Annotated in this window: 19 protein-coding genes and 1 pseudogene; 4 read left to right on the forward strand and 16 right to left on the reverse strand. The window is 60.9% G+C overall.

The window, feature by feature from the left end; genetic code table 11:
- Nucleotides 1-312 precede the first annotated feature (312 nt).
- Complete coding sequence (gene rne / locus PFAS1_RS03630; protein WP_076028229.1) at nt 313-3510, forward strand: ribonuclease E; 3198 nt, start codon at nt 313-315, stop codon at nt 3508-3510.
- A gap of 189 nt (nt 3511-3699) precedes the next feature.
- Here the strand turns inward: rne and PFAS1_RS03635 are convergent, their stop codons facing one another.
- The 12 genes and pseudogenes from PFAS1_RS03635 to PFAS1_RS03690 all read right to left on the reverse strand — a co-directional run bounded on the left by PFAS1_RS03635 (nt 3700) and on the right by PFAS1_RS03690 (nt 15151).
- Nucleotides 3700-4293: a nucleotidyltransferase family protein gene (locus PFAS1_RS03635; protein ID WP_076028230.1), complete on the reverse strand. Its 594-nt coding sequence runs from the start codon at nt 4291-4293 to the stop codon at nt 3700-3702.
- Nucleotides 4290-5273 (reverse strand): XdhC family protein, encoded by a 984-nt coding sequence (locus tag PFAS1_RS03640; RefSeq protein ID WP_076028231.1) that lies wholly within the window; start codon nt 5271-5273, stop codon nt 4290-4292. The genes PFAS1_RS03635 and PFAS1_RS03640 overlap by 4 nt, the downstream gene beginning before the upstream one ends.
- Nucleotides 5273-7594, reverse strand: coding sequence for a xanthine dehydrogenase family protein molybdopterin-binding subunit (locus PFAS1_RS03645; protein ID WP_076028232.1), 2322 nt, complete (start codon nt 7592-7594; stop codon nt 5273-5275). Before PFAS1_RS03645 ends, PFAS1_RS03640 begins: the two co-directional genes overlap by 1 nt.
- Nucleotides 7591-8061 carry a (2Fe-2S)-binding protein gene (locus tag PFAS1_RS03650; protein WP_074879003.1) on the reverse strand — a complete coding sequence of 157 codons (471 nt, stop codon included), beginning with the start codon at nt 8059-8061 and terminating at the stop codon, nt 7591-7593. The genes PFAS1_RS03645 and PFAS1_RS03650 overlap by 4 nt, the downstream gene beginning before the upstream one ends.
- 244 nt (nt 8062-8305) lie before the next feature.
- Complete coding sequence (murB, locus tag PFAS1_RS03655; protein WP_076028233.1) at nt 8306-9325, reverse strand: UDP-N-acetylmuramate dehydrogenase; 1020 nt, start codon at nt 9323-9325, stop codon at nt 8306-8308.
- The gene (locus PFAS1_RS03660; RefSeq protein ID WP_074879007.1) at nt 9322-9786 is read right to left on the reverse strand and encodes a low molecular weight protein-tyrosine-phosphatase; all 465 of its coding nucleotides are present in this window, start codon (nt 9784-9786) and stop codon (nt 9322-9324) included. The genes murB and PFAS1_RS03660 overlap by 4 nt, the downstream gene beginning before the upstream one ends.
- Nucleotides 9786-10550 (reverse strand): 3-deoxy-manno-octulosonate cytidylyltransferase, encoded by a 765-nt coding sequence (gene kdsB, locus PFAS1_RS03665; protein ID WP_008152377.1) that lies wholly within the window; start codon nt 10548-10550, stop codon nt 9786-9788. The genes PFAS1_RS03660 and kdsB overlap by 1 nt, the downstream gene beginning before the upstream one ends.
- The gene (locus PFAS1_RS03670; protein ID WP_007945752.1) at nt 10547-10732 is read right to left on the reverse strand and encodes a Trm112 family protein; all 186 of its coding nucleotides are present in this window, start codon (nt 10730-10732) and stop codon (nt 10547-10549) included. Before PFAS1_RS03670 ends, kdsB begins: the two co-directional genes overlap by 4 nt.
- A gap of 25 nt (nt 10733-10757) precedes the next feature.
- Nucleotides 10758-11767 (reverse strand): annotated as a pseudogene (lpxK, locus tag PFAS1_RS03675) (tetraacyldisaccharide 4'-kinase).
- Nucleotides 11767-12198 carry an ExbD/TolR family protein gene (locus PFAS1_RS03680; RefSeq protein WP_074879013.1) on the reverse strand — a complete coding sequence of 144 codons (432 nt, stop codon included), beginning with the start codon at nt 12196-12198 and terminating at the stop codon, nt 11767-11769. The pseudogene lpxK and the gene PFAS1_RS03680 overlap by 1 nt, the downstream one beginning before the upstream one ends.
- Nucleotides 12195-12830, reverse strand: coding sequence for a MotA/TolQ/ExbB proton channel family protein (locus PFAS1_RS03685; protein ID WP_046054381.1), 636 nt, complete (start codon nt 12828-12830; stop codon nt 12195-12197). The genes PFAS1_RS03680 and PFAS1_RS03685 overlap by 4 nt, the downstream gene beginning before the upstream one ends.
- Before the next feature lie 98 nt (nt 12831-12928).
- Nucleotides 12929-15151, reverse strand: coding sequence for a DNA internalization-related competence protein ComEC/Rec2 (locus PFAS1_RS03690; RefSeq protein WP_076028234.1), 2223 nt, complete (start codon nt 15149-15151; stop codon nt 12929-12931).
- Nucleotides 15152-15285: 134 nt separating this feature from the next.
- On the opposite strand from PFAS1_RS03690, the gene PFAS1_RS03695 reads away from it, so the two are divergent.
- Entirely contained in the window at nt 15286-15804 is a 519-nt protein-coding gene (locus PFAS1_RS03695; protein ID WP_074879019.1) for a DUF2062 domain-containing protein, read from the forward strand.
- Between the two features lie 177 nt (nt 15805-15981).
- Here PFAS1_RS03695 and PFAS1_RS03700 read toward each other — a convergent pair whose 3' ends face one another.
- From PFAS1_RS03700 to PFAS1_RS03715, 4 genes are all read right to left on the reverse strand, one after another.
- The gene (locus PFAS1_RS03700; protein ID WP_076028235.1) at nt 15982-16761 is read right to left on the reverse strand and encodes an ABC transporter permease; all 780 of its coding nucleotides are present in this window, start codon (nt 16759-16761) and stop codon (nt 15982-15984) included.
- A complete protein-coding gene (locus tag PFAS1_RS03705) occupies nt 16758-17690 on the reverse strand; it encodes an ABC transporter ATP-binding protein (protein WP_076028236.1) in 933 nt (310 codons plus the stop codon). Before PFAS1_RS03705 ends, PFAS1_RS03700 begins: the two co-directional genes overlap by 4 nt.
- Nucleotides 17691-17823: 133 nt before the next feature.
- Nucleotides 17824-18447, reverse strand: a complete 624-nt coding sequence (locus PFAS1_RS03710) for a glutathione S-transferase family protein (RefSeq protein WP_076028237.1) — start codon at nt 18445-18447, stop codon at nt 17824-17826.
- Nucleotides 18448-18490: 43 nt separating this feature from the next.
- On the reverse strand, nt 18491-19150 hold the full coding sequence (locus PFAS1_RS03715) for a transglutaminase-like domain-containing protein (protein ID WP_076028238.1): 660 nt from the start codon (nt 19148-19150) through the stop codon (nt 18491-18493).
- Between the two features lie 250 nt (nt 19151-19400).
- On the opposite strand from PFAS1_RS03715, the gene PFAS1_RS03720 reads away from it, so the two are divergent.
- The gene (locus PFAS1_RS03720; RefSeq protein ID WP_076028239.1) at nt 19401-21848 is read left to right on the forward strand and encodes an acyl-CoA dehydrogenase; all 2448 of its coding nucleotides are present in this window, start codon (nt 19401-19403) and stop codon (nt 21846-21848) included.
- An 87-nt stretch (nt 21849-21935) separates the two neighbouring features.
- A complete protein-coding gene (locus tag PFAS1_RS03725; protein ID WP_008152400.1) occupies nt 21936-22343 on the forward strand; it encodes a PA2817 family protein in 408 nt (135 codons plus the stop codon).
- Nucleotides 22344-22507: the final 164 nt, after the last annotated feature.

The raw sequence follows: 22507 nt of genomic DNA on the forward strand, positions 1-22507 counted from the left end.
GGATTCTGCGCGCGGCAGCACCCGAATTATCAGGGATACGTGTAGGGTGGAGATGCACAACCGCTGGACTGTGTAGCAATAGGCTTTATCAAGACGCTTCATCTCGTCCACAGCCGCTGGTTGATTCCTCCTCCTGACTGAGTGCTTAAGTAGCCACAGCAAGCAGGACGCGTACGTCGCGATGCCGGCCCAATTGGTCGGGGTTCGCTAGACACTGGAGTGTCCAACCACTCCTGACGCACCTGACACCGACCATGAGAAGTCGTGTGTGCCGAACGCCGTTTCCGGCAGCCCGGAAACCGACGGTACTACATGAAAAGAATGCTGATTAACGCAACTCAACCCGAAGAGTTGCGCGTTGCACTGGTAGATGGCCAACGCCTCTACGACCTGGACATCGAATCCGGTGCACGCGAGCAGAAAAAGGCCAACATCTATAAAGGCCGGATTACTCGCATCGAACCAAGCCTGGAGGCTGCCTTTGTCGATTTCGGCTCTGAGCGCCACGGCTTCCTGCCCCTCAAAGAAATCTCCCGCGAATACTTCAAGAAAGCCCCCGAAGGCCGCGTCAACATCAAGGACGTCCTGAGCGAAGGCCAGGAAGTCATCGTTCAGGTCGAAAAAGAAGAACGTGGCAACAAGGGCGCAGCCCTGACCACTTTCATCAGCCTGGCCGGTCGTTACCTGGTTCTGATGCCGAACAACCCGCGTGCTGGCGGTATTTCCCGTCGCATCGAAGGTGAAGAGCGCAACGAACTGCGTGAAGCCCTGAACGGCCTGGTTGCCCCAGCCGACATGGGCCTGATCGTTCGCACTGCCGGCCTGGGCCGCAGCAGCGAAGAAATGCAGTGGGACCTCGACTACCTGCTGCAACTGTGGACCGCCATTAAAGAAGCCTCGCTGGATCGCTCCGCGCCGTTCCTGATCTACCAGGAAAGCAACGTGATCATCCGCGCCATCCGCGATTACCTGCGCCAGGACATTGGCGAAGTGCTGATCGACAGCGTTGAAGCACAGGACGAAGCCCTGACCTTCATTCGCCAGGTGATGCCGCAGTACGCCAGCAAGATCAAGCTGTACGAAGACAGCGTTCCGCTGTTCAACCGTTTCCAGATCGAAAGCCAGATCGAGACCGCTTTCCAGCGCGTCGTTGAACTGCCTTCCGGTGGTTCCATCGTTATCGATCCGACCGAAGCCCTGGTGTCCATCGACATCAACTCGGCGCGCGCCACCAAAGGCAGCGACATCGAAGAAACCGCTCTGCAGACCAACCTTGAAGCCGCCGAAGAAATCGCCCGTCAGTTGCGCTTGCGCGACATCGGCGGCCTGATCGTCATCGACTTCATCGACATGACCCCTGCCAAGAACCAGCGCGCCGTGGAAGAAAAAGTCCGCGAATGCCTGGAAGCCGACCGCGCTCGCGTGCAAGTCGGTCGCATCTCGCGCTTCGGCCTGCTGGAAATGTCCCGTCAGCGCCTGCGTCCATCCCTGGGCGAAAGCAGCGGCATCGTTTGCCCGCGTTGCAACGGCACCGGCATCATCCGTGATGTTGAATCGCTGTCGCTGGCGATCCTGCGCCTGATCGAAGAAGAAGCCCTGAAAGACCGCACCGCCGAAGTTCGCGCCCAGGTGCCGATCCCGGTCGCCGCGTTCCTGCTCAACGAGAAACGCAACTCGATCACCAAGATCGAACTGCGCACCCGCGCCCGCATCGTCATTCTGCCGAACGATCACCTCGAAACGCCGCACTTCGAAGTGCAGCGTCTGCGCGATGACAGCCCGGAAGCCGCGGTCGGCCAGTCCAGCTACGAAATCGCTGCTGCCGCTGCCGAAGTCGAAGAAGTCCAGCCAGCCGCTGCGACCCGTACCCTGGTTCGCCAGGAAGCCGCGGTCAAGACGGCTCCGGTCCGCGCCAACGCTCCGGTTCCGACCGAAGTCGTCGCTGCCGCCCCAGTTGCCGCACCGGCCGCCGCGCCAGAGCCAAGCCTGTTCAAAGGCCTGGTGAAATCGCTGGTCAGCCTGTTCGCGACCAAGGAAGAGCCTGCTGCTCCGGTTGTGGTTGAAAAACCGGCGACCACCGAGCGTCCGGCCCGCAACGAAGAGCGTCGCAACGGTCGTCAGCAGAGCCGCAACCGTAATGGTCGCCGCGATGAAGAACGCAAGCCTCGCGAGGAACGTGCACCGCGTGAAGAGCGCGCACCACGTGAGCCACGCGAAGCCCGCGAAGAAACGCCAGCAGTAGCAGTCGCCCGCGAAGAACGCGCTCCACGTGAAGAGCGCGCACCACGCGCCCCGCGTGAAGAACGTGCACCGCGCGCTCCTCGCGAAGATCGCAAGCCACGTGGCGATCGTGAAGAGCGTCCGGTTCGTGAACTGCGCGAGCCACTGGATGCCGCTCCGGCCGCCGCTGCTACCGCTGAAGAGCGTCCAGCTCGCCAGCCACGTGAAGAACGCGCTCCACGCCCACCGCGTGAGGAACGTCAGCCACGTGCCGAACAAGCCGCTGCCGCAGTAGCTGAAGAAGAGCTGGTTACCAACGAAGAGCAACTGCAGGAAGACGGTCAGGATGGCGCCGAAGGCGATCGTCCACGCCGCCGCTCCCGTGGCCAGCGTCGTCGCAGCAACCGTCGTGAGCGTCAGCGCGATGCCAACGGTAATGTGATCGAAGGTTCGGAAGAATCCGAGTCCGCCGAAGGTAACGAAGCGGCTGCAACCAGCGAAGCGCCAAGCGCTGCCGATCTGGCCGCCGGCCTGGCTGTTACCGCAGCCGTTGCCAGCACCGTGATCAGCGCTCCAGCCGAAGCACAGGCTAACGAGCAAGCCGAACGCGCGACTGCCGCCACCCTGGAAACTGCTCCAGTGGAAGCGCCAGTGGTTGAAGCAACGACTCCGGTCGAAGCCACCGCCGCTCCGGAAATCGAAGTGGCACCGATTCGTGAAGCACAGCCTGTATTTGAAGCTGCCGCTGAGCCATTTGTTGCCGCAGAACCGGTTGCCGAAACAGCCAGCGAAACAGTGACCGAAGCTGTCCGTGAAGTTCGCGAAGAGCAAACCGCGTTCAACTGGGTTGCCGAGCCAGCCGCTGCCGAAGCGCCAGAAGCCGAGGCCATGGTGTCCGAGCCAGTGGTTGCTGCTGCCGAACCTGCTCCGGTGGTTGAAACGCCGGTTGTTGCCGAAGTGGCCGCACCGCAAGTCGAAGCTGCCCCTGTCAGCGCCCTGACGCCAAGTGGCCGTGCGCCGAACGACCCACGTGAAGTGCGTCGCCGCAAGCGTGAAGAGGAGCGTCTGCAGAAGGAAGCCGAACTGGCTGCCGCTGCTGCTCCGGCTGCTGTCGAAACAGCACCGGTTGTCGCTGAAGTCGTCGAGGCAGCACCTGCCCCGACTGCTGAAGTCGCTGCTGCCGAACCCGTGGAATCCGCGATCGACGAAGCACCGCGCTCCGTTCAGGAAGCGGTAGAGCAACACGAACAAGCCCTGGAAAAAGAACACGAGCCTAAACCTCTCGTCTGATTCCATCGGCTAATAAAAAGCCCCGCCTGGTGATCCAGGTGGGGCTTTTTTATGTCTTCTGATCGTTCTGATCGTTCCCACGCTCTGCGTGGGAATGCCTCTAGGGACGCTCCGCGTTCCAGCACTCGAGAGGGACGCGGAGCGTCCCGGGCTACATTCCCACGCAGAGCGTGGGAACGATCATTACGATCATTGCGGGTAGGTCAACTTCTCTGGCACATCCACATCCCACAACACCCCGGGATCGTCCACGGCCACCTCGACCACCCGGGCCTGCGCAAACAACGCCTTGGCGCCTCGATCACCGGACAACGCCATCAACGCGGCACCAAAGCTGCGCCCAAATCCCACCGGATGCCCATACTCGTCTTGATGCACCGGAACACTGACGGCGTCATCTGCAATCGCCGCCACCACGCGCTCAATACTCGATGGAAGGATGAACGGCATATCCCCCAGCACAATCAGCCAGCCACCGAGCTGCGGACAGGCCGCTACCCCGGCCGCGATGCTGTCGCCCATGCCGGTCGATTCAATCAGCACAATTTCGCATCCATAAGCCTTGGCCATGCGGATCACTTGCGGTCGGTCCACAGTTGTTACCAGGACGCGTTTCTCAAGGGACGCCGGCAAATTCACCAGCACTTGCTCGATCACCGAATGCACAGCGCCGTCGCGCCCCGTGCAATCCGCTACCAGCTTGTCCCGCTCAACACCGGCCTCCTGTCGAAACCGACGGCCCTGCCCTGCTGCCAGCACAACGACGCCGATGGGTTCGCTCATACCACCTCCTGCAACAGCTTCTTCTGCTTGAGCTCGACACCGTTCTTGATCGCGACAATTTCGGCCAGCAGCGACAAGGCGATTTCCGCCGGTGTGTGGCTGCCTATGTGCAAACCGATCGGGCCGTGCAGCCGAGCGATAGCCTCTTGTGACAAGCCTAGCTGAGCCAGATTGTCCCGGCGCTTCAAGCTGTTGACCCGGGAGCCCAGCGCGCCGACATAAAACGCTTTGGAGTCCAAAGCCGTGAGCAGCGCCATGTCATCGAGTCGAGGATCGTGGGTCAGTGCGACAATGGCCGTACGCTCGTCAGTCTGGATGCTGAGCACCGCGTCATCGGGCATGCCGGAGACAAATCGCCCGTGCTGCTCTTCCCAGCCGTAAACGAACTCGGTACGCGGATCGCAGATCAGCACTTCGAAATCCAGCAGCCGCGCCATCTCGGCGACATACCGGGACAACTGCCCCGCACCGATCAGCAACAGCCGCCAACGCGGACCGTAAATAGCGCGCAACGTCTTGCCATCGAACGTCAGCACATCAGTCTTGTCAGCCGGTTGCAGCGTGACTTCACCCGTCTCGACACTGAGCGAGCGAGCCACGATTTCATGCGCCTCGCAGCGCGCCAGCAACTCGGCAACCCAAGCCGGATCGCCGACCCGCTCCTCGGTCAGGCGCAAGGTGCCGCCGCACGGCAAACCGAAGCGTGCCGCCTCCTCACGGGTGACGCCGTAAGTGATCAACCGCACCGGCGGCCCATCGGCAGGAATACGACCGTCGTGCAGGCGGGCAATCAAATCGTCTTCGACACAACCACCGGACACCGAACCAATCACCACGCCATCTTCACGCAAGGCCAGCATGGCGCCAGGTGCCCGCGGCGCGGTGCCCCAGGTCTGGACCACGCTGTACAACACCACCCGCTGACCGGCGCGGCGCCATTGGAGCACGCTGCGCAGGACATTCAGATCGACGCTGTCCATCAGGCTTGCGCCTTCTGCCAACCTTGCAGCTGATAGCGAACCGGCAGGTTGCGGATGCGTTTGCCGGTGGCGGCAAAGATTGCATTGCACAGCGCCGGCGCAATCGGCGGCACGCCGGGTTCACCGACCCCGCCCAATGGCACATTGCCTGGTGGTGTGACCAGATGCACCGCAACTTCCTTCGGCGCCAGGGACATGCGCGCCACTTCGTACATGTGGAAGTTGTCCTGCTGGACCTTGCCGTCCTTGAAGCTGATTTCCCCCAGCACTGCGTTGCCCAGGCCCATGACGCAGGCGCCTTCGAACTGCGAGCGAATCCGCTCGGGGTTGATCTGCGGTCCGCAATCCACCGCGATGTCAGCCTTGTGCACGATCAGCGTGCCGTCGTCTTTGACTTCGACCTCGATCACCGCCGCCACATAAGTCACGAAGCTGTAATGCACCGCCAGGCCCAGGCCTCGGCCCTTGGGTAACTCACGGCCCCAACCGGCGGCCTTGGCAGCGGTTTCCAGTACCGTGCGCATCCGCGCGGTGTCGATCGGATAACGCTCGGGGGATTCGCCGTAGTTCCACTCTTCACTCAAGGTGCGCGGATCGATCTGCCGGTCCGGACCAAGCAATTTGATCTGGTACTTGAGCGGATCCTGGCCGGCCTTGTGCGCCAGCTCATCGACAAAGCTTTGGATCGCAAAACCGTGAGGAATGTTCGACACCGAACGATACCAGCCGACGCGTGTGTGAATCGCCGCTTCCGGGTTTTCCAGGCGCACGTTGGGGATCGCGTAAGCCATGTTGGTGAAACCCATGCCCAGCTCGAAGGCCGCCTCGTGGTTCATGCCCGGCGCGAACAACGCGGTGATGCTCGGCGCCACGGTGCGGTGCAACCAGCCGGACGGCAGGCCGTCCTTGTTCAGGCTGGCTTTCAGGTACTCGGCGGATACCGTGTGGAAATAGGAGCAGTGGATGTCGTCTTCACGGGTCCATTGCACCCGCACGGCCTTGCCGGGGAACTCCTTGGCGAGGATGGCTGCTTCGATGATGAAGTCCGGTTTGGATTTACGCCCGAAACCGCCGCCCAGCAAGGTGACGTTGAAGGTGACGTTATCGAACGGAATGCCGAGGCGCTCGCCAATACGTTCGCGAGTGACTTGGGGGGCCTGGCTTGGGGCCCAGGCTTCGCACACACCGTCCTTGAAGCGGGCGATGGCGACCATCGGCTCCATGGGTGCTTGCGTGAGATGCGGCAGGTAATAGGAGGCCTCGACGGTGTTGTCGGCACTGCTCATGGCTTCGTCGATATTGCCGGTATTGCGCACCACTTTGCCGGGTTTGAGCGAGGCAGCCTCAATTTCCTTGCGGTAGGCGATCGAGTCGTAACTGGCGTTGGGGCCATCGTCCCACTCGATTTTCAGCGCTTCGCGGCCCTTGATCGCCGCCCAGGTATTACTGGCGACCACGGCCACGCCGCCCAGCGGTTGAAACTCCAGCGGCAGTGGCCGATTTTCGATCTGAATGACCTTGATCACGCCCGGGACTTTCATCGCGGCGCTGGAGTCGACGGACTTGACCTTGCCGCCGTACACCGCAGGGCGCGCAATGGTGGCGTAGAGCATGCCGTCGAAATGCACGTCTGCACCGTAAATGGCGCGACCGTTGACGATGTCGACACCGTCGATGGCCTTGGCGCCTTCCTTGCCGATGTAGCGGAATTCCGACGGTTGCTTGAGTCGCAGGCTGTCACGCGCCGGCACTGCCAACGCACCGGCTGCGGCGGCCAAGGCGCCGTAACCCAATTCACGGCCGGTCGGCTTATGGATGACTTTATGCAGTTGCGCATGGCATTCGCCGACCGGCACTTTCCACTGTTCGGCAGCGGCTTGTTCAAGCATGGTCCGCGCGGCAGCACCGCAGCGACGCATCGGCTCGTACCAGTGGCGCATGCTGCGCGAGCCATCGGTGTCCTGGTTGCCGAAGCGCACTTCGTCGCCCGGCGCCTGTTGCACCTTCATCATCGCCCAGTCGGCTTCCAGTTCATCGGCCACCACCATCGTCAGGCTGGTGCGCACACCCTGGCCCATTTCCGAGCGGTTGCAGACCACGGTCACCCTGCCGTCAGCGGCGATGCTGACGTACACCTTGGGATCATCGATCCAGCCGTTGGGCATGCCATCGGCGCCGAATTTCTTTTCTTTCTCCGCAGCGAAAGCCTCTTGCCAGCCCCAGCTCGCCACCAAAACCAAGGCACTGGTGGCGCCAACGCCTTTGAGGAAACCACGGCGACTGAGGTTGCTCAGCGCGAAATCATTCGGTAACTGGCTCATGCCTTGGCCTCCTTCAGGTGAGTGGATGCCTGGCGGATGGCAGTCTTGATGCGGTTGTACGTGCCGCAGCGGCAAATGTTGCCGACCATCGCCTCTTCGATCTGTTCGTCGCTGGGGTTCGGGTGGGTCTTGAGCAGCGCCGTGGCGGACATGATTTGCCCGCCCTGGCAGAAACCGCATTGAGCCACGGCGGTGTCGAGCCAGGCTTGCTGGACGACTTGCCCGACCGGATCGGCGTGCAGGTTTTCGATTGTAGTGACGTTCTGGCCGACCACCGAACCGATCGGCGTGATGCAACTGCGCGCCGGGGCGCCGTCGATATGAATGGTGCACGCGCCGCACAGGCCCATGCCGCAGCCGAATTTGGTGCCGTTGTAACCGGCCACGTCGCGGATTGCCCAGAGCAGCGGCATGTCCTCGGTGACGTCGAGTTGATGGTCTTGACCATTGAGCTTCAGGGTAATCATGGGCACGCCCGCATAGTTATCGGTTATGGGGTCGAGCAATCTGCCGCCAAAGGTTGGCGGTTGGCATCACGCAGATCGGCTCAGGCTAAATGGGCTCTCTTATGCGGACGGTAGCGTCTGCATCGGGCCTTTGGTGGAGCAAACGTTTGCATCGTTAGGTGGCTAAGTTAACCCAGCATTAACAAAAAAGCCCTGCACCGTTAAACGTGTGCAGGGCTTTGAGATCAGTCTTGAAAGCGTAGCCTCAATACCGATTGGGCTCCATTTCCAGATCGACATGAAAACGTTCTGAAATGTCTTTCTGAATGCGTTGCGCCAGGTTCAGCAATTGCAGGCCCGTCGCGTTGCCGTAGTTGACCAGCACCAATGCCTGCAATTTGTGCACGCCGGCATCGGCGTCACGAAAACCTTTCCAGCCAGCCCGCTCGATCAGCCAGCCCGCCGCCAGTTTCATCTGCCCGTCGGGTTGCGCGTAGGCCACCAGATCCGGGTATTCACCTTTGAGTTGCGCAACAAGCGCCGCCGGCACCAACGGATTCTTGAAGAAGCTGCCAGCATTGCCGAGCACGGCCGGGTCCGGAAGCTTTTCATTGCGGATGCTGCAAATCGCCTGGCTGACATCGGTGGCGGTCGGATGATCGATACCTTGTTCGGTCAGGCGCTGACGCACCGGGCCGTACTCCAGATGCAGGTGCGCGGCGCGGTCCAGGATGAAACGAACCCGCAGGATCAACCAGCGCCCGGGTTCCTGTTTGAACAGGCTGTCGCGGTAGGCGAAGTTGCATTCTTGCAGGGTGAAGTCCCGCAAGTCGCCGGTCTGGCGATCCAGCGCGGTCAGGCCGGCGAACACGTCCTTGATCTCCACGCCATAGGCGCCGATGTTCTGCATCGGTGCCGCGCCGACGGTGCCGGGAATCAGGCTGAGGTTCTCCAGCCCCGACAACCCCTGCGCCAGGGTGTGCTGCACGAACGGGTGCCAAGGCTCGCCGGCCTCGGCTTCAATCACGACCTTGCTGCCGTCATCGCTCAGGATGCGAATCCCGCGGGTGGCCATGCGCAGCACCAGCGACTGGATATCGGCCGTCAGCAGCAGGTTGCTGCCACCACCAATCACCAGCAACGGCACGTCATGCTCCACCGCATAAGCCAGGGCTTCACGCACGTCGGCATCGTTATGAGCCTCGGCAAACAGCCGGGCCTGAACATCGACGCCGAAGGTGTTGAACGGCTTGAGCGAAACCCGGGGTTGGACCAGCAAACTCATAGCCGTCCCTTCAATTCGATCACCAGCAAATCACTGGCGCGCTCGATCAGGTCCAGCACCTGTTCAAAACCTTGGTCACCGTCGTAGTACGGATCCGGCACTTCATCGATTTCCGACTGGTAGCGACGCAAAAACAGGTCCAGCTCGGCTTTGCCCTTGGCCGGTTGCATGGCCTCGAGGTTGCGCAGGTTGCTGTGGTCCATCGCCAGAATCAGGTCGTAGGTGGCGAAATCGGCGCGGGACACTTGCTGGGCGCGCTGGGCGGACAGGTCATAACCGCGCAGCCTGGCTGCCGCCTGGCTGCGCTTGTCCGGGGCCTTGCCGACGTGCCAGTCGCCGGTACCCGCGGAGGCGACTTCGATTTGATCGGCCAGCCCCGCTTCGCGCAGTTTATGCCGCAGCACGCCTTCAGCCGTGGGGGAACGGCAGATGTTGCCCAGGCAGACAAACAAAACCCGCATCAGGCCTCCAGCAGGCGACGAACGCGCTCAAGGTCTTCGACGGTATCGACGCCGGTCGGCGGTGCGATCAGCGCGTCGGCGACGTGAATCCGCACGCCATGCCACAGGGCACGCAGCTGTTCCAGGGATTCGGTATTTTCCAGCCAGCACGGGCCCCAGCTGACGAAGTCATGCAGGAAACCGGCGCGGTAGGCATAGATGCCGATGTGGCGGCGATAGGGCACGCCTTCCGGCAATTGCTCGCGGCTTTTGGCGAACGCGTCCCGGGCCCACGGCAACGTGGCACGACTGAAGGTCAGCGCCAGGCCATTAAGGTCGCTGACCACCTTGACCACGTTGGGATTGAACAGGGTTTCCACGTCTTCGATCGGCTCGGCCAGCGTGGCCATGCGCGCTTCGGTGTGGGCGGCCAGGTTGGCGGCCACCTGATCGATCACACTCGGCGGGATCAGCGGTTCGTCACCCTGGACGTTGACCACAATGGCGTCGGGCGCCAGACCCAGTTTCGCGGCGACTTCAGCCAAGCGGTCGGTGCCGGAATTGTGATCTTCGCGGGTCAGCACCACTTCAGCGCCAAACCCTTTGCAGGCCTCGACGATGCGCGCATCGTCAGTGGCCACCACCACGCGCTGCGCACTGCTTTTGCTCGCCTGTTCCCAGACGTGCTGGATCATCGGCTTGCCGGCGATCAGCAACAGCGGCTTGCCCGGCAAGCGAGTGGAGGCGTAGCGCGATGGAATGACAACGGTAAAGGCTGTGGTCATTTATCCAGACGCTCGTCGGTGGTCAGGGTGCGGGCTTCGGTTTCGAGCATCACCGGGATGCCGTCGCGAATCGGGTAAGCCAGGCCTGCGCCCTTGCTGATCAGCTCGGTTTTGTCGGCACTGAGCTTGAGCGGGCCTTTGCAGACCGGGCAAGCGAGGATATCGAGCAATTTGGTGTCCATGAGCATTCCCTGGATAAAAACGGATTTAAGGCAAAAGACGAGCCGGCAACAGGCGCATCAGCTGCGTATCGAACCAGGCCACGAAGGCCGGCGATGGCGCAGCATCGACCGCCAGGTACCACCAATCGGCGGCGGCGAAGGCACGGCACTTCACCGCGTCCTTTTCGGTCATCACCAACGGCAATGACGGTGTGAAATTCAAGGCCTGCACGCTGTATTCGGCGTGGTCGGCAAACGCATGCGGCACCGGTTGCCAGTGTAGCGTTTCGAGGGTTGTGAAGAAACGCTGCGGATTGCCGATCCCGGCCACCGCGTGCAGCGCCTGCCCAGCGGGGAAGTGGTCGAGGGACGTCGCTCGCCACTGCGCAGATTGATCAATTCGGTGGGTTGAAGCTGGAAGGCGAACCCCCCGTCGCGATCGGCAGCGGCACCGTTGTAGAGCACCGCGTCGACACTTTGCAGACGCTCGGCCGGCTCACGCAACGGCCCGGCGGGCAGGCAACGCTGGTTGCCCAGGCCGCGGGCGGCGTCGATCAGCACCAGTTCAAGGTCGCGGGCCAGACGGTAATGCTGCATGCCGTCGTCGGACAGGATCAGGTCCAATGGCTCACTCGCCAGCAGCGCTTTGACGGCGCTGCTGCGGTCCGGGTCGATCATCAACGGAACCCCCGTGCGCTGGACGATCAACAGCGGTTCGTCACCAGCGATATCGGCGCTTTGATCCGCCTCGACTCGCCACGGCAATTGCGGCGGCTTGGCGCCATAACCCCGACTGACCACCCCGACCCGCAAACCGCTGCGCTGGCAGTGCTGGATCATCCACAGAATCAGCGGCGTCTTGCCGGTGCCGCCGACGGTTATGTTACCCACGACGATCAGCGGCACGGGCGGTTGATAGATATCGCCCTCTCCCGCCAGAAAACGCTTGCGCTTGTTCATGACCACGCGCCGATACAGCCACTCCAGCGGCTGCAACAGCTTCAGGGCCGGATGACCCTGGTACCACGCGGCGAGCAAGCGATCGGACATGGCCATCAGGGCGCGGGCGGCGCCGCCTCGACTGTGGTCATGCGCAGGTGGCTGAAACCGAGTTTACCGGCGGCGTCCATAGCTGTGATGACGGACTGATGCTGGGCCTTGCCGTCGGCGCTGATGGACAGCGGCAAGTTGGTGTCGCCACTGGATTCTTTTTGCAGTGCGTCCATCAGGGTCGCCAGGTCGTTCTTGGGCAAGACCTGATTATTCACCGAGATGGCGCCTTCGGCACTGATGGCAACGTCCAGGTGTTTGACCTGCTGGTCTTCGGCCGGCGAACCGCTGACCGCCTCCGGCAGATCCACGCGCAACTGGGTTTCTCGGGTAAAGGTGGTGGTCACGACGAAAAACAGCAGCAGGATAAACACCACGTCGATCAGCGACGCGAGGTTGATGTCTACCGTTTCCCGCGGTTTGCGGCGGAATTTCACGCTTTGCCCCCATTCAGGTCAACATCACGGTCACCCTGTACTACCTCGACCAGTTTGATCGCTTCCTGCTCCATGCCCACCACCAGCTCATCGATCCGGCGTTGCAGGAATCGATGGAAGAATACGGCCGGGATACCGACCATCAGGCCCGCGGCCGTGGTGATCAGCGCTTTGGAAATACCGCCTGCCAGCACCGCAGCATTGGTACCCATGCCTGTGCCCATGAACGCGCTGAAAATGTCGATCATGCCCAGCACCGTCCCCAGCAGACCCAGCAACGGAGCCATGGCAGCGATGGTGCCCAACGCATTGATGTAGCGTTCAAGCTCGTGGATGACCCGTGCGGCAGCCTCTTCGATGCACTCTTTCATGATCTCGCGACCATGCTTGGAGTTCGCCAGGCCAGCGGCGAGGATTTCGCCCAACGGCGAGTTGGCGCGCAATTCCTTGAGTTTTTCTTTATTGAGTTGCTTGTCCTTGATCCACACCCAGACTTGCCCGAGCAAATGCTCCGGGGTTACACGGCTGGCTCGCAGGGTCCAGAGACGCTCGGCGACGATTGCCATGGCCGCGATGGAACTCAAAATGATCGGCAGCATCATCCAGCCGCCGGATTTGACTAATTCCCACACAGTGACAGCCCCCTCGAAAAAGTGCGCCACTCTAACATAGGGGGTGAGCGCACCGAAGACCGTGATGTCGCATCCGCTCGGGGTTTAACAACCCCGGTTCAGTGCGCAGAGCGCCAGAAGCGCCGTTCTTGACGCATCGTCCACGGCGGTTTGAAACGTCCCAGTTGCAGACGGATGGCGCCCTGCTCGGCGCTGTCATAAACCGACAGGCCGCGTTTTTGATAGCGCGCGACGACCGTAGGATGGGGATGACCGAATGAATTGCCGTGACCGCGGGAGATCAGCACTGCTTTGGGTTGCAGCGCGGTAAGCAGCGCCATTGAAGACGAACTGCGACTGCCGTGGTGCGGCGCCTGCAACCAATCAGTGGTGACGGCCAGTGGACTGTCGAGCAGTGCCCGCTCGGCTGCCGCGTCTATATCACCGGTCAATAACAGACGCTCACCGTTGGCTTCAATTTGAAGGACACAGGATTTTTGATTGCTCTCGCTGGCCGAAGGCCATTGCCAGAGCTGGAACCTGACATCATCCCAGACCCATTGCTTGCCGCTCTCGCAGCCCTGCGCCTGTAACTCCGTCGGCAGCGCCTGGGGATCGCCACTGACCACCCGTTTTACCGGCAGACCATCGGCCACGGCCCCGGCCCCGCCTGCATGATCGGCGTCGGCATGGCTGATCAGCATCACATCGAGCCCCTCCACGCCCAGCTTGCGTAATGCCGGCAGCACCACCCGCTCGCCCAGGTCGAAATCGCCGAATCGTGGCCCGGTGTCATACAACAGTGTGTGATGACGGGTGCGAACGAGGATCGCCAAACCCTGGCCGACATCCAGCTGCCAGACTTCGGCAATGCCTTCAGGCAAGACTTGCCGGGGCGGAAAAACCAGCAACAGCAGCATCGGCCAACCCAACGCGCGAAACGGCACACCCCGAGGCATTAATAGTAGAAGCGCGCCGAGTGTGCCTACAGCCCAAATCCACAATGGGATGGCCATCGGCACCCACGCGGGCAAGTACCCGGCCATCAGCGTCAAGCCCTTGAACAAGAGGTCGATCAGACCTCCTGCCAGCCACAGCAACCCCTCGCCCACATAAGGAAGGGGTAAAAACAACGTACCCAGCAAGGCCACGGGCAGCACAACCAGGCTGATCCACGGCACCGCGAGCAAATTGGCCAGCGGCCCGCTTAGACTGATCGGCAACCCGAGCACCAGCAGCAACGGACACAGGCCAATCGCGATCAGCCATTGGGCGCGGGTCCAGGTTTGCCACCAACGCCATGGGCCCAGCCGCCCCCCGAAGGTGAAGATCAACACCGCCACTGCTGCGAACGACAGCCAGAAACCCGGTTGCAGACTCGCCAGCGGATCCAGCAGCAACACCCCGTCGAGCGCCAGCAACAGCGGCCACCAGGCGCCGAGGTGACGAAATCGCAGGCGCCACAACAGCACCAGGCCAATCATCACGCAGGCCCGCCGCACCGGCACCTCGAAACCGGCCAGCAGCCCATAACCGAGAGCGGCCGCGAATGCGAGTCCACAGGCCCACGGCAGCCAAGGCAAGCGTTTCGGCCATAGGCCATAACGGGCCAGCCCGGCGATCAACAGATACACCAGCCCTGCCAACAACCCGATGTGTTGGCCGGAAATTACCAACAGATGGACGGTGCCGGTGTCTTGCAGCACCTGCCAGTCTTCGCGACTCAGCCCGGCGCCATCCCCCAGCACCAACGCCGTCAGCGCTCCCGTTCGCCCTTGGGCATCCACGGACTGCAAGCGCTGACGGACGCCGTCGCGCCAGGCCCATCGGGTTTCCTTGAGCCGTTCGCCAGCCTTGACCGTCCCGGTAGCGCCAATGCGTTGCGCCAACAGCCAGGCGTCGTAGTCGAAGGCATGGGGGTTGAGCAGCCCTGCTGGACGCTTCAACTTGACCGCCAGTCGCCAATGTTCGCCGCTGTTGACCGGCGGCCCGTCATACCAGGCCAGGCGCATCAGTTGCGGCACCTTGCCGTGTCGCGACCGGGCGTCCGCCAACTCGAAACGCACGACGGCCTCATTGTTCTGCGGCAATCCCGTCACCCGGCCTTCGACCCACCGGGTTTCGCCATCGAGGCTCGTCGGCAATCGATCATCCAGCGCCCACTGTGCATTCGCGCCTGCCCAGCTGAAGCCGAACAGGAAGAAAGCCAGTGGATAGCTGCGAAACGGCAGCAACATCAAACCGATGACCGGTAGCAACATCAATAACCAGACCGGCGGTAATACCGGTAAAAAACGCAGGATCAACAGACCCAACGCCAGCGCCATCATCCCTGTGCGCATACGCCCGTCCTTGAGAGTCACCTCTTAGGCATAGCCGGCTATCGCACCGCCATCGTTATTAATTGTCACAAAGTCTGAATGGGCGGTTCATAGAATCCAGACATACTTGCCGCCTTAACCGACCGAGAAGCCTTATGCCCCGGCGCTTATTCAAACGTTACATGCCAGACCCGGTCAGCATCAGGGAACACAAGTCCTTACGCTTTCTCGGCACCCTGCTGCATGACCCGAACCTCTGGCACCTCAACCGCCATTCCGTCGCACGGGCCATGGCTGTTGGCCTGTTCGCGGCGTTCCTGCCGATTCCCTTGCAGATGCTGCTCGCCGCCATTCTCGCCATCATGGTGCGCGGCAACATGCCGATTGCGGTGAGCCTGGTCTGGCTGACCAATCCAATCACCATGCCGGCGGTGTTCTTCTGCACTTACCAGACCGGTGCCTGGCTGATGGACGTTCCCACCCGCCATTTGCCAGACGAGCTGACCTGGGAATGGATCAGCGGCGAACTCTCGACGCTTTGGCAGCCGTTCTTGCTCGGCTCGGTGGTAACGGGACTGGTGCTCGGCGCGCTCGCGTATTGCCTGACCATGATGTACTGGCGCTGGTGGGTCGGAAGGCAGTGGCGGCGGCGTCAGAAAAAACGGATGCAATAAATGCAAAACGGCCTCCGCTTGGGAGGCCGTTTTTTGGTGTCTGGACTGGCGCCTTCGCGAGCAAGCCCGCTCCCACAGGGATCTGCGGCGTGGCACAAATCGCATAGACACTAGAGCCCCTGTGGGAGCGGGCTTGGTCCGGGCGGCGTTCCGACGAAGCAGGCGACTCGGTCTTCCTTAGGTACGCATCCCGCGCCCACTGACCAGCAGCCGTGCGCAACCGATGTACAGCACAACGGTCGCAATCAGCATGAAGGTGATCGCCACGCTGATTCTGATGTCCGAAACGCCAAGAATGCCGTAACGGAAGGCGTTGACCATGTGCAGCACCGGGTTGGCCAGCGACACGGTCTGCCAGAACGGTGGCAGCAAGGAGATCGAGTAGAACACCCCGCCCAGGTAGGTCAGCGGTGTCAGCACAAACGTCGGGATGATCGAGATGTCATCGAAGTTGCGCGCAAACACAGCGTTGATGAAGCCCAGCAGCGAGAAGATCGTCGCCGTCAGCACCACCACCAGAATGGTCACGCCCAGGTGATGCACCTGCAACTCGGTGAAGAACAGCGACAGCAACGTCACGATGAGCCCGACCATCAAGCCGCGCAGCACACCGCCCAGGGTGTAGCCGATCAGAATCGTATGCGGCGACACCGGCGACACCATTAATTCTTCGATGGAACGCTGGAACTTGCTGCCGAAGAAACTCGAGACCACGTTGCCGTAGGAGTTGGTGATCACCGACATCATGATCAGCCCCGGCACGATGTACTCCATGTAGGTGAAACCACCCATGTCACCGATCTGCCGGCCGATCAGATTGCCGAAGATCACGAAGTACAGAACCATGGTGATGGCTGGCGGCAGCAGCGTCTGCGGCCAGATCCGGGTAAAGCGTTTGACCTCTCGGTAAACGATGGTGTTGAGGGCAACGAGGTTGGGTTGCAGCTCGGAACTCATACCGCCACCTTCGACAGATTTTTCTCCACCAGGGACACGAACAACTCCTCGAGGCGATTGGTTTTGTTACGCAGGCTCAACACTTCGATGTTCTGCTGCGCCAATTGAGTGAACAGCGCAGTGATGCCCATGGCCTTGTCGACCTGAACTTCAAGGGTGTGGCTGTCGAGCAGCTTGGTCGGGTAACCGAGCAACTGCGGCGCGGTTTGCAGGGTGTTTTTGAGGTCGAGCAGGAACGTTTCCACATGCAGTTGGCCGAGCAACTGTTTCATGCTGGTGTTCTCGACGATGGTGCCGTGATCGATGATGCCGATGTTGCGGCACAACTGCTCAGCCTCTTCCAGATAGTGGGTGGTAAGGATGATGGTGATGCCTTTCTTGTTCAGCTCGGTGAGGAACGTCCACATCGAGCGACGCAGTTCGATGTCCACACCCGCCGTCGGTTCGTCAAGGATCAGCAGGCGCGGTTCGTGAACCAGCGCACGGGCGATCATCAGTCGACGCTTCATGCCGCCGGACAGTGAACGCGACGGCGTATCGCGCTTGTCCCACAGGCCCAGTTGGGTCAGGTACTGCTCGGCGCGTTCCTTGGCGATTTTCGGCGGAATGCCGTAATAACCGGCCTGGGTCACCACGATGTCGAAGGTTTTTTCGAACTGGTTGAAGTTGAATTCCTGGGGCACCACGCCGATGCAGCGCTTGAGCTGCGCAGGATTCTTGTCCAGGTCATGACCGAAAACATTCACCGTCCCGCTGGTCTTGTTCACCAGGGTCGAGAGAATGCCGATGGTCGTGGATTTGCCGGCGCCGTTGGGGCCGAGCAAAGCGAAAAAGTCACCTTCGGCGACGTCCAGATCGATACCACTCAAGGCCTGGAAACCGTTGCCGTAGGTTTTGGTTAGCTGCCGGATGGACAGAGCGGAACTCATATCGGATTTACGCACCAAGAAGGGAAGAAAGGGAGAAATAAGGGTGGGCGGCGACTATTACAACCACGGCGCACGAGCGCAATGGTGCTTGTCACCGCCACACAAGTACAGTCAAGCGTGTCGATAGTGAGTATTAAGTCAACGCGGTCATAACCGCTTTCTGATACGCCGGACGCTGTTTCAGGCGTGCATACCAGGCTTGCAGATGAGGCTGCGGTGCGCGCTCGATCGGCATCTCGAACCAGGCATAAATGAAACTGCCCAGAGGTATGTCGCCCATGCCGATCTCATCGCCGGACAGGTACGGTTGGGTTGCCAACGTCTGGTCGGCCATGGACAGCAGACCATCGCACTCCTTGATCGCGGCGTTGATTGCGGGCCAGTCCTGCTGGTCTGCCGGGGTACGCAATACGCCCCAGAACACTGTGCGGAACGGCCCGGCAAAACTTGAAGTGGTCCAGTCCATCCACTTGTCTGCAGAAGCCCGGGCCTGCAGATCCTCTGGATACCAGGCCGTGCCGTTGGCGTGGCGAGCCATCAGGTAACGCACGATGGCGTTGGATTCCCACAGTACGAAACCCTCGTCTTCAATCACCGGCACGCGGCCATTGGGGTTCATCGCGCGGTACTGCGGCGTATCGACTACACCAAAGGCGCCGCCGGCATCGATGGCTTCATAGGCCAGGCCAAGCTCCTCGGCGGCCCACAAAGGTTTTCTGACATTCGACGAGTTTTTCCGACCCCAGATCTTCAGCATGACCGCCTCTTTATGGATGAATGCGCAGGCAGCATACGCCGGATCAGGCGCGACTCAAATCACCCTGCATGTCACCCAGCAGCACGGGCGATTGGTCACTGAACAGATGCGGATAGCACTTTTCCAGGTGCTCGAAAAAGAACGCTTCAGGCACGTCGGTGAACTGGCCGTGGTCAATCAGGTATTCCATCAATAGCTCGCCGTCGCGATTGAACGGATGAAAAACGCTGTCGTTGATTCCGTCGAATTCCAGTGGTGCGACATTGAACAGTTCGCACAAGCCTTGGTTGAACGCTGGCGTGGCTTTGACCCAGCGGTCGTTCAGGTGAAGCTCTGTATAACCGTGCATGGCGAACACGTCGCTCTTGAGCAACTCGAGCAACCGCGGCGTCGACAAATGATTGCGCACATCCGCCAGGCCGATCCGCGCGGGAATCCCGCAATGCCGGGCGGCACCTGCCAACAGCGTGGCTTTGGGTACGCAATAACTCTCCCCCGCTGCCAGCGCATAACTGCCGCGCAAGGTATTCGGGTCGCGACTGAAGGTATAAGGGTTGTAACGCACGGCTTCGCGCACGGCGTAATAGAGATTGATCGCCTGCTCTAGAGGATCGCGACTGTTGCCGCGATGTTTTTCGGCGAACTCCACCACCGACGAGTGGTCACTATCGATGAAGCGGCCGGGGCTCAGATACTCGTGCATGAGAACAATCTCCTGGGGAAGCCACGAGTCTAGCGACACGTTCAGCACAGAGATAACGACGTTTCGGCCAAACATGGACGCTTTGCCGCCCGCCCATCGAACGATTTGCGCGGCCTGGTGCCAACCGGGTCCTACAAAACTCATCGAAGGTTTCCCACGATTTCAATCACATCGCTCTGACCACCCTGTTTTACGGATGCCGTCTAAGCTCTGAAGGTTGCTTTTGCCCTGGTTTCACGGAGGATTAAATATGCTGCTGTTGTGGATACTGGTTCTGGTTGTCGGGATTGCGTATTTAGCCCACCGTCGTATCGCCCCGCTGCCCGCCCTGTGCGTCGTTGCCGTTTACGTGGTGGCGATGGGGGCTTTCAGCCGCGCACCAGGCTGGTTACTGCTGGTTCTGTGGATATTGATCGCGGCTGTCGCTGCGCCCTTGTTGTTGCCCGACCTGCGCCGCAAATATTTCAGCGCGCCAATGTTCAGCTGGTTCCAGAAAACCCTGCCGCCGATGTCGCAAACCGAACGCGATGCGATCGATGCCGGCACGGTGTGGTGGGATGGCGAACTGTTCAGCGGTCGCCCGGACTGGAACAAACTGCTGTCCTATCCAAAAGCGCAGTTGAGCGAAGAGGAACAGGCCTTTATCGACGGCCCGACCGAAGAACTCTGCGCCATGGTCAGCGACTGGCAGATTGGTCAAGACATGGACCTGCCTCCCGAAGCCTGGGCCTACATCAAGGACAACGGCTTCTTCGCCCTGATCATTCCCAAGGAGTTCGGCGGCAAAGGTTTCTCCGCCTATGCCCACTCCCAGGTGGCGATGAAACTCGCGACCCGCAGCGGCGACCTTGCCTCGACCGTGATGGTCCCCAACTCCCTCGGCCCGGCCGAACTGCTGTTGCATTACGGCACCGACGAGCAACGCAACCACTACCTGCCACGACTGGCGCGCGGCGATGAAATCCCGTGTTTCGCACTGACCGGACCACTGGCCGGCTCTGACGCCGGCTCGATGCCCGACACCGGAGTGATCTGCAAAGGCGAATGGGAAGGCAAGGAAACCCTGGGCCTGCGCCTGAACTGGGAAAAGCGTTACATCACACTGGGTCCGGTCGCTACCCTGCTCGGCCTCGCGTTCAAGGCCTATGACCCGGATCACCTGCTGGGTGAGGAGGAAGACCTGGGGATCAGCCTGGCGTTGATCCCGACCGATATCGCCGGTGTCGAAATCGGGCGCCGCCACCTGCCTCTGGGCGCGTCATTCATGAACGGCCCGAACTCCGGCAAAGATGTGTTCGTACCGCTGGAGTACCTCATCGGCGGCCAGGAAATGCTCGGCAAAGGCTGGATGATGCTGATGAACTGCCTGTCGGTCGGGCGTTCGATTTCGTTGCCAGCGGTCGGCACTGGCGCCGCCAAGTTCACCAGCCTGGTGACCGGCCAGTACGCGCAGGTCCGTGAACAATTCAATGTCCCCCTGTCGGCCTTTGAAGGTATCCAGGAAGCAATGGCCCGTATCGGCGGCAACGCCTGGATGATGGACGCCGCGCGGATGCTCACGGCCAATGCGGTGGATTTGGGCGAGAAGCCATCGGTGCTGTCGGCGATTCTTAAATATCACCTCACCGAACGCGGCCGCGAGTGCATCAGCCACGCCATGGATGTTCATGGCGGCAAGGCAATCATCATGGGGCCGAACAACTACCTCGGTCGCAGCTGGAACGGCGCGCCGATTTTCATCACGGTGGAAGGCGCGAACATTCTCTCGCGCAACTTGATGATCTTCGGCCAGGGTGCGATTCGCTGCCATCCCTTCGTACTCAAGGAAATGGCTCTCGCCGGTCGTGAGGACAAGGATCAGGCCCTCACCGAATTTGATGGCCTGCTGCTCAAACACATCGGTTTCGCCGTGAGCAACGCCGCCAGCACGCTGGTGCTGAACCTTGGTTTCGGCTACTTCGAACACGCGCCAGGCGACAAGCTCAGCCAGGGTTACTTCCGCGCCCTCAATCGCCAGGCTGCTGCGTTCGCCCTGCTCGCCGACCTGAGCATGATGCTGCTGGGCGGCGAATTGAAACGACGCGAACGTCTGTCGGCACGTCTGGGGGATGTGCTCAGCAACATGTACCTCGCCTCCGCCGCACTCAAGCGTTACCACGACCTCGATTCACCGGAGCACATGGCACCGCTGTTTACCTGGGCCATGGAAGAAAGCCTGGGGCAGTCGGAACGAGCACTGGATGAACTGCTGAGCAACTTCCCGAACAAGGTGTTGGGTTGCCTGTTGCGGGTGATCGTGTTTCCGTTCGGTCGTCGTCACAAAGGGCCATCGGACAAACTCGGCGCCGAAGTGGCGGCGGTGATCGGCCGCGCCAAGGGCGATCCGACCCTGGAAGAGTTGCTCGGCGGTTGCTACCGGCCGCAATCCACTGATGACCCGGTCGGCGCCCTGCAACAGGCGTGCAACCTGCTGAGTGCTGCGCAACCGCTGCGCAAAAAGCTGCATGTCGCGCTCAAAAGCGGCCAGGTCAAACCGGTCGCCGGGGAACACGTCATCGATGCAGCGCTTGAAGCTGGCGTGTTGCAGCCGGGGGAAGCGCAGACCCTGCGTGACGCCGAAGCAGCGCGGCGCAAGGTGATTGATGTCGATGATTTCGATAAAGATGAACTGACACTGGGTGAAGGAAAGGTCCGCTGATTCCGCTGACCCTGTGCCTTCTACCTGTAAAAACGGACGCGGGCGCTTTATACTCCCGCGCCCGTTTTGCTCTTGAGGACTTATCTCGTGTCCAATGTCGTTGCCGATCATCTTGTCTTGCTCGACCACCTGCGCAGCATCCTGGTCGCCGTAGGTGAGGCCGAACAGGTTCCCGAAGAAAGCCATGCCTTGTTCCTGGAGCGCTTCGACGAACTGCGTGCGTTGCTGCCGGTCGACCCGATCGAAAGCCAATACCTGGGCCAGGACATTCTGTGCCAGGTGATCACCCGCTACCCGCAAATCGCCCACCTGGTCCCACGCGACCTGTTGTGGTACTTCGCCGGTGACTGCCTGCATTACATGCCCGACGATGAAATCGACTTGTATCAGGCGCTGGAAGAACGTCGTTTCGAAGCTGAACAAAACGACGAACCGTTCGACTGGAACCAGGAAAAACAGCTGCTGGCGATGTCGAAAGACGACAGCAAGCACTGATCCTCTGTCAGAAATGCAAAAGGCCCGCATGGTGATTCATGCGGGCCTTTTTTGTGCCTTGCTTCGAGTGATGCAGTGGCTCATCGGGCCCCTTCGCGGGCAAGCCCCTCCCACAGGGGATCTCCATTGATGGCAAAATTTATATCCAACACCGATTCAATGTG

It is taken from the genome of Pseudomonas frederiksbergensis, from assembly GCF_001952935.1.
GTDB classification, from domain to species: Bacteria; Pseudomonadota; Gammaproteobacteria; order Pseudomonadales; family Pseudomonadaceae; genus Aquipseudomonas; species Aquipseudomonas frederiksbergensis.

Bases quoted from the DNA above. Each gene is read 5' to 3' on its own strand.
- PFAS1_RS03715 (WP_076028238.1), bottom strand. From the start codon at position 19,150: ATGCACGAGTATCTGAGCCCCGGCCGCTTCATCGATAGTGACCACTCG.
- PFAS1_RS03670 (WP_007945752.1), bottom strand. From the start codon at position 10,732: ATGGACACCAAATTGCTCGATATCCTCGCTTGCCCGGTCTGCAAAGGC.
- PFAS1_RS03710 (WP_076028237.1), bottom strand. From the start codon at position 18,447: ATGCTGAAGATCTGGGGTCGGAAAAACTCGTCGAATGTCAGAAAACCT.
- PFAS1_RS03635 (WP_076028230.1), bottom strand. From the start codon at position 4,293: ATGAGCGAACCCATCGGCGTCGTTGTGCTGGCAGCAGGGCAGGGCCGT.
- PFAS1_RS03645 (WP_076028232.1), bottom strand. From the start codon at position 7,594: ATGAGCCAGTTACCGAATGATTTCGCGCTGAGCAACCTCAGTCGCCGT.
- PFAS1_RS03700 (WP_076028235.1), bottom strand. From the start codon at position 16,761: ATGAGTTCCGAGCTGCAACCCAACCTCGTTGCCCTCAACACCATCGTT.
- PFAS1_RS03660 (WP_074879007.1), bottom strand. From the start codon at position 9,786: ATGCGGGTTTTGTTTGTCTGCCTGGGCAACATCTGCCGTTCCCCCACG.
- murB (WP_076028233.1), bottom strand. From the start codon at position 9,325: ATGAGTTTGCTGGTCCAACCCCGGGTTTCGCTCAAGCCGTTCAACACC.
- PFAS1_RS03720 (WP_076028239.1), top strand. From the start codon at position 19,401: ATGCTGCTGTTGTGGATACTGGTTCTGGTTGTCGGGATTGCGTATTTA.
- PFAS1_RS03690 (WP_076028234.1), bottom strand. From the start codon at position 15,151: ATGCGCACAGGGATGATGGCGCTGGCGTTGGGTCTGTTGATCCTGCGT.
- PFAS1_RS03705 (WP_076028236.1), bottom strand. From the start codon at position 17,690: ATGAGTTCCGCTCTGTCCATCCGGCAGCTAACCAAAACCTACGGCAAC.
- kdsB (WP_008152377.1), bottom strand. From the start codon at position 10,550: ATGACCACAGCCTTTACCGTTGTCATTCCATCGCGCTACGCCTCCACT.
- PFAS1_RS03695 (WP_074879019.1), top strand. From the start codon at position 15,286: ATGCCCCGGCGCTTATTCAAACGTTACATGCCAGACCCGGTCAGCATC.
- rne (WP_076028229.1), top strand. From the start codon at position 313: ATGAAAAGAATGCTGATTAACGCAACTCAACCCGAAGAGTTGCGCGTT.
- PFAS1_RS03640 (WP_076028231.1), bottom strand. From the start codon at position 5,273: ATGGACAGCGTCGATCTGAATGTCCTGCGCAGCGTGCTCCAATGGCGC.
- PFAS1_RS03650 (WP_074879003.1), bottom strand. From the start codon at position 8,061: ATGATTACCCTGAAGCTCAATGGTCAAGACCATCAACTCGACGTCACC.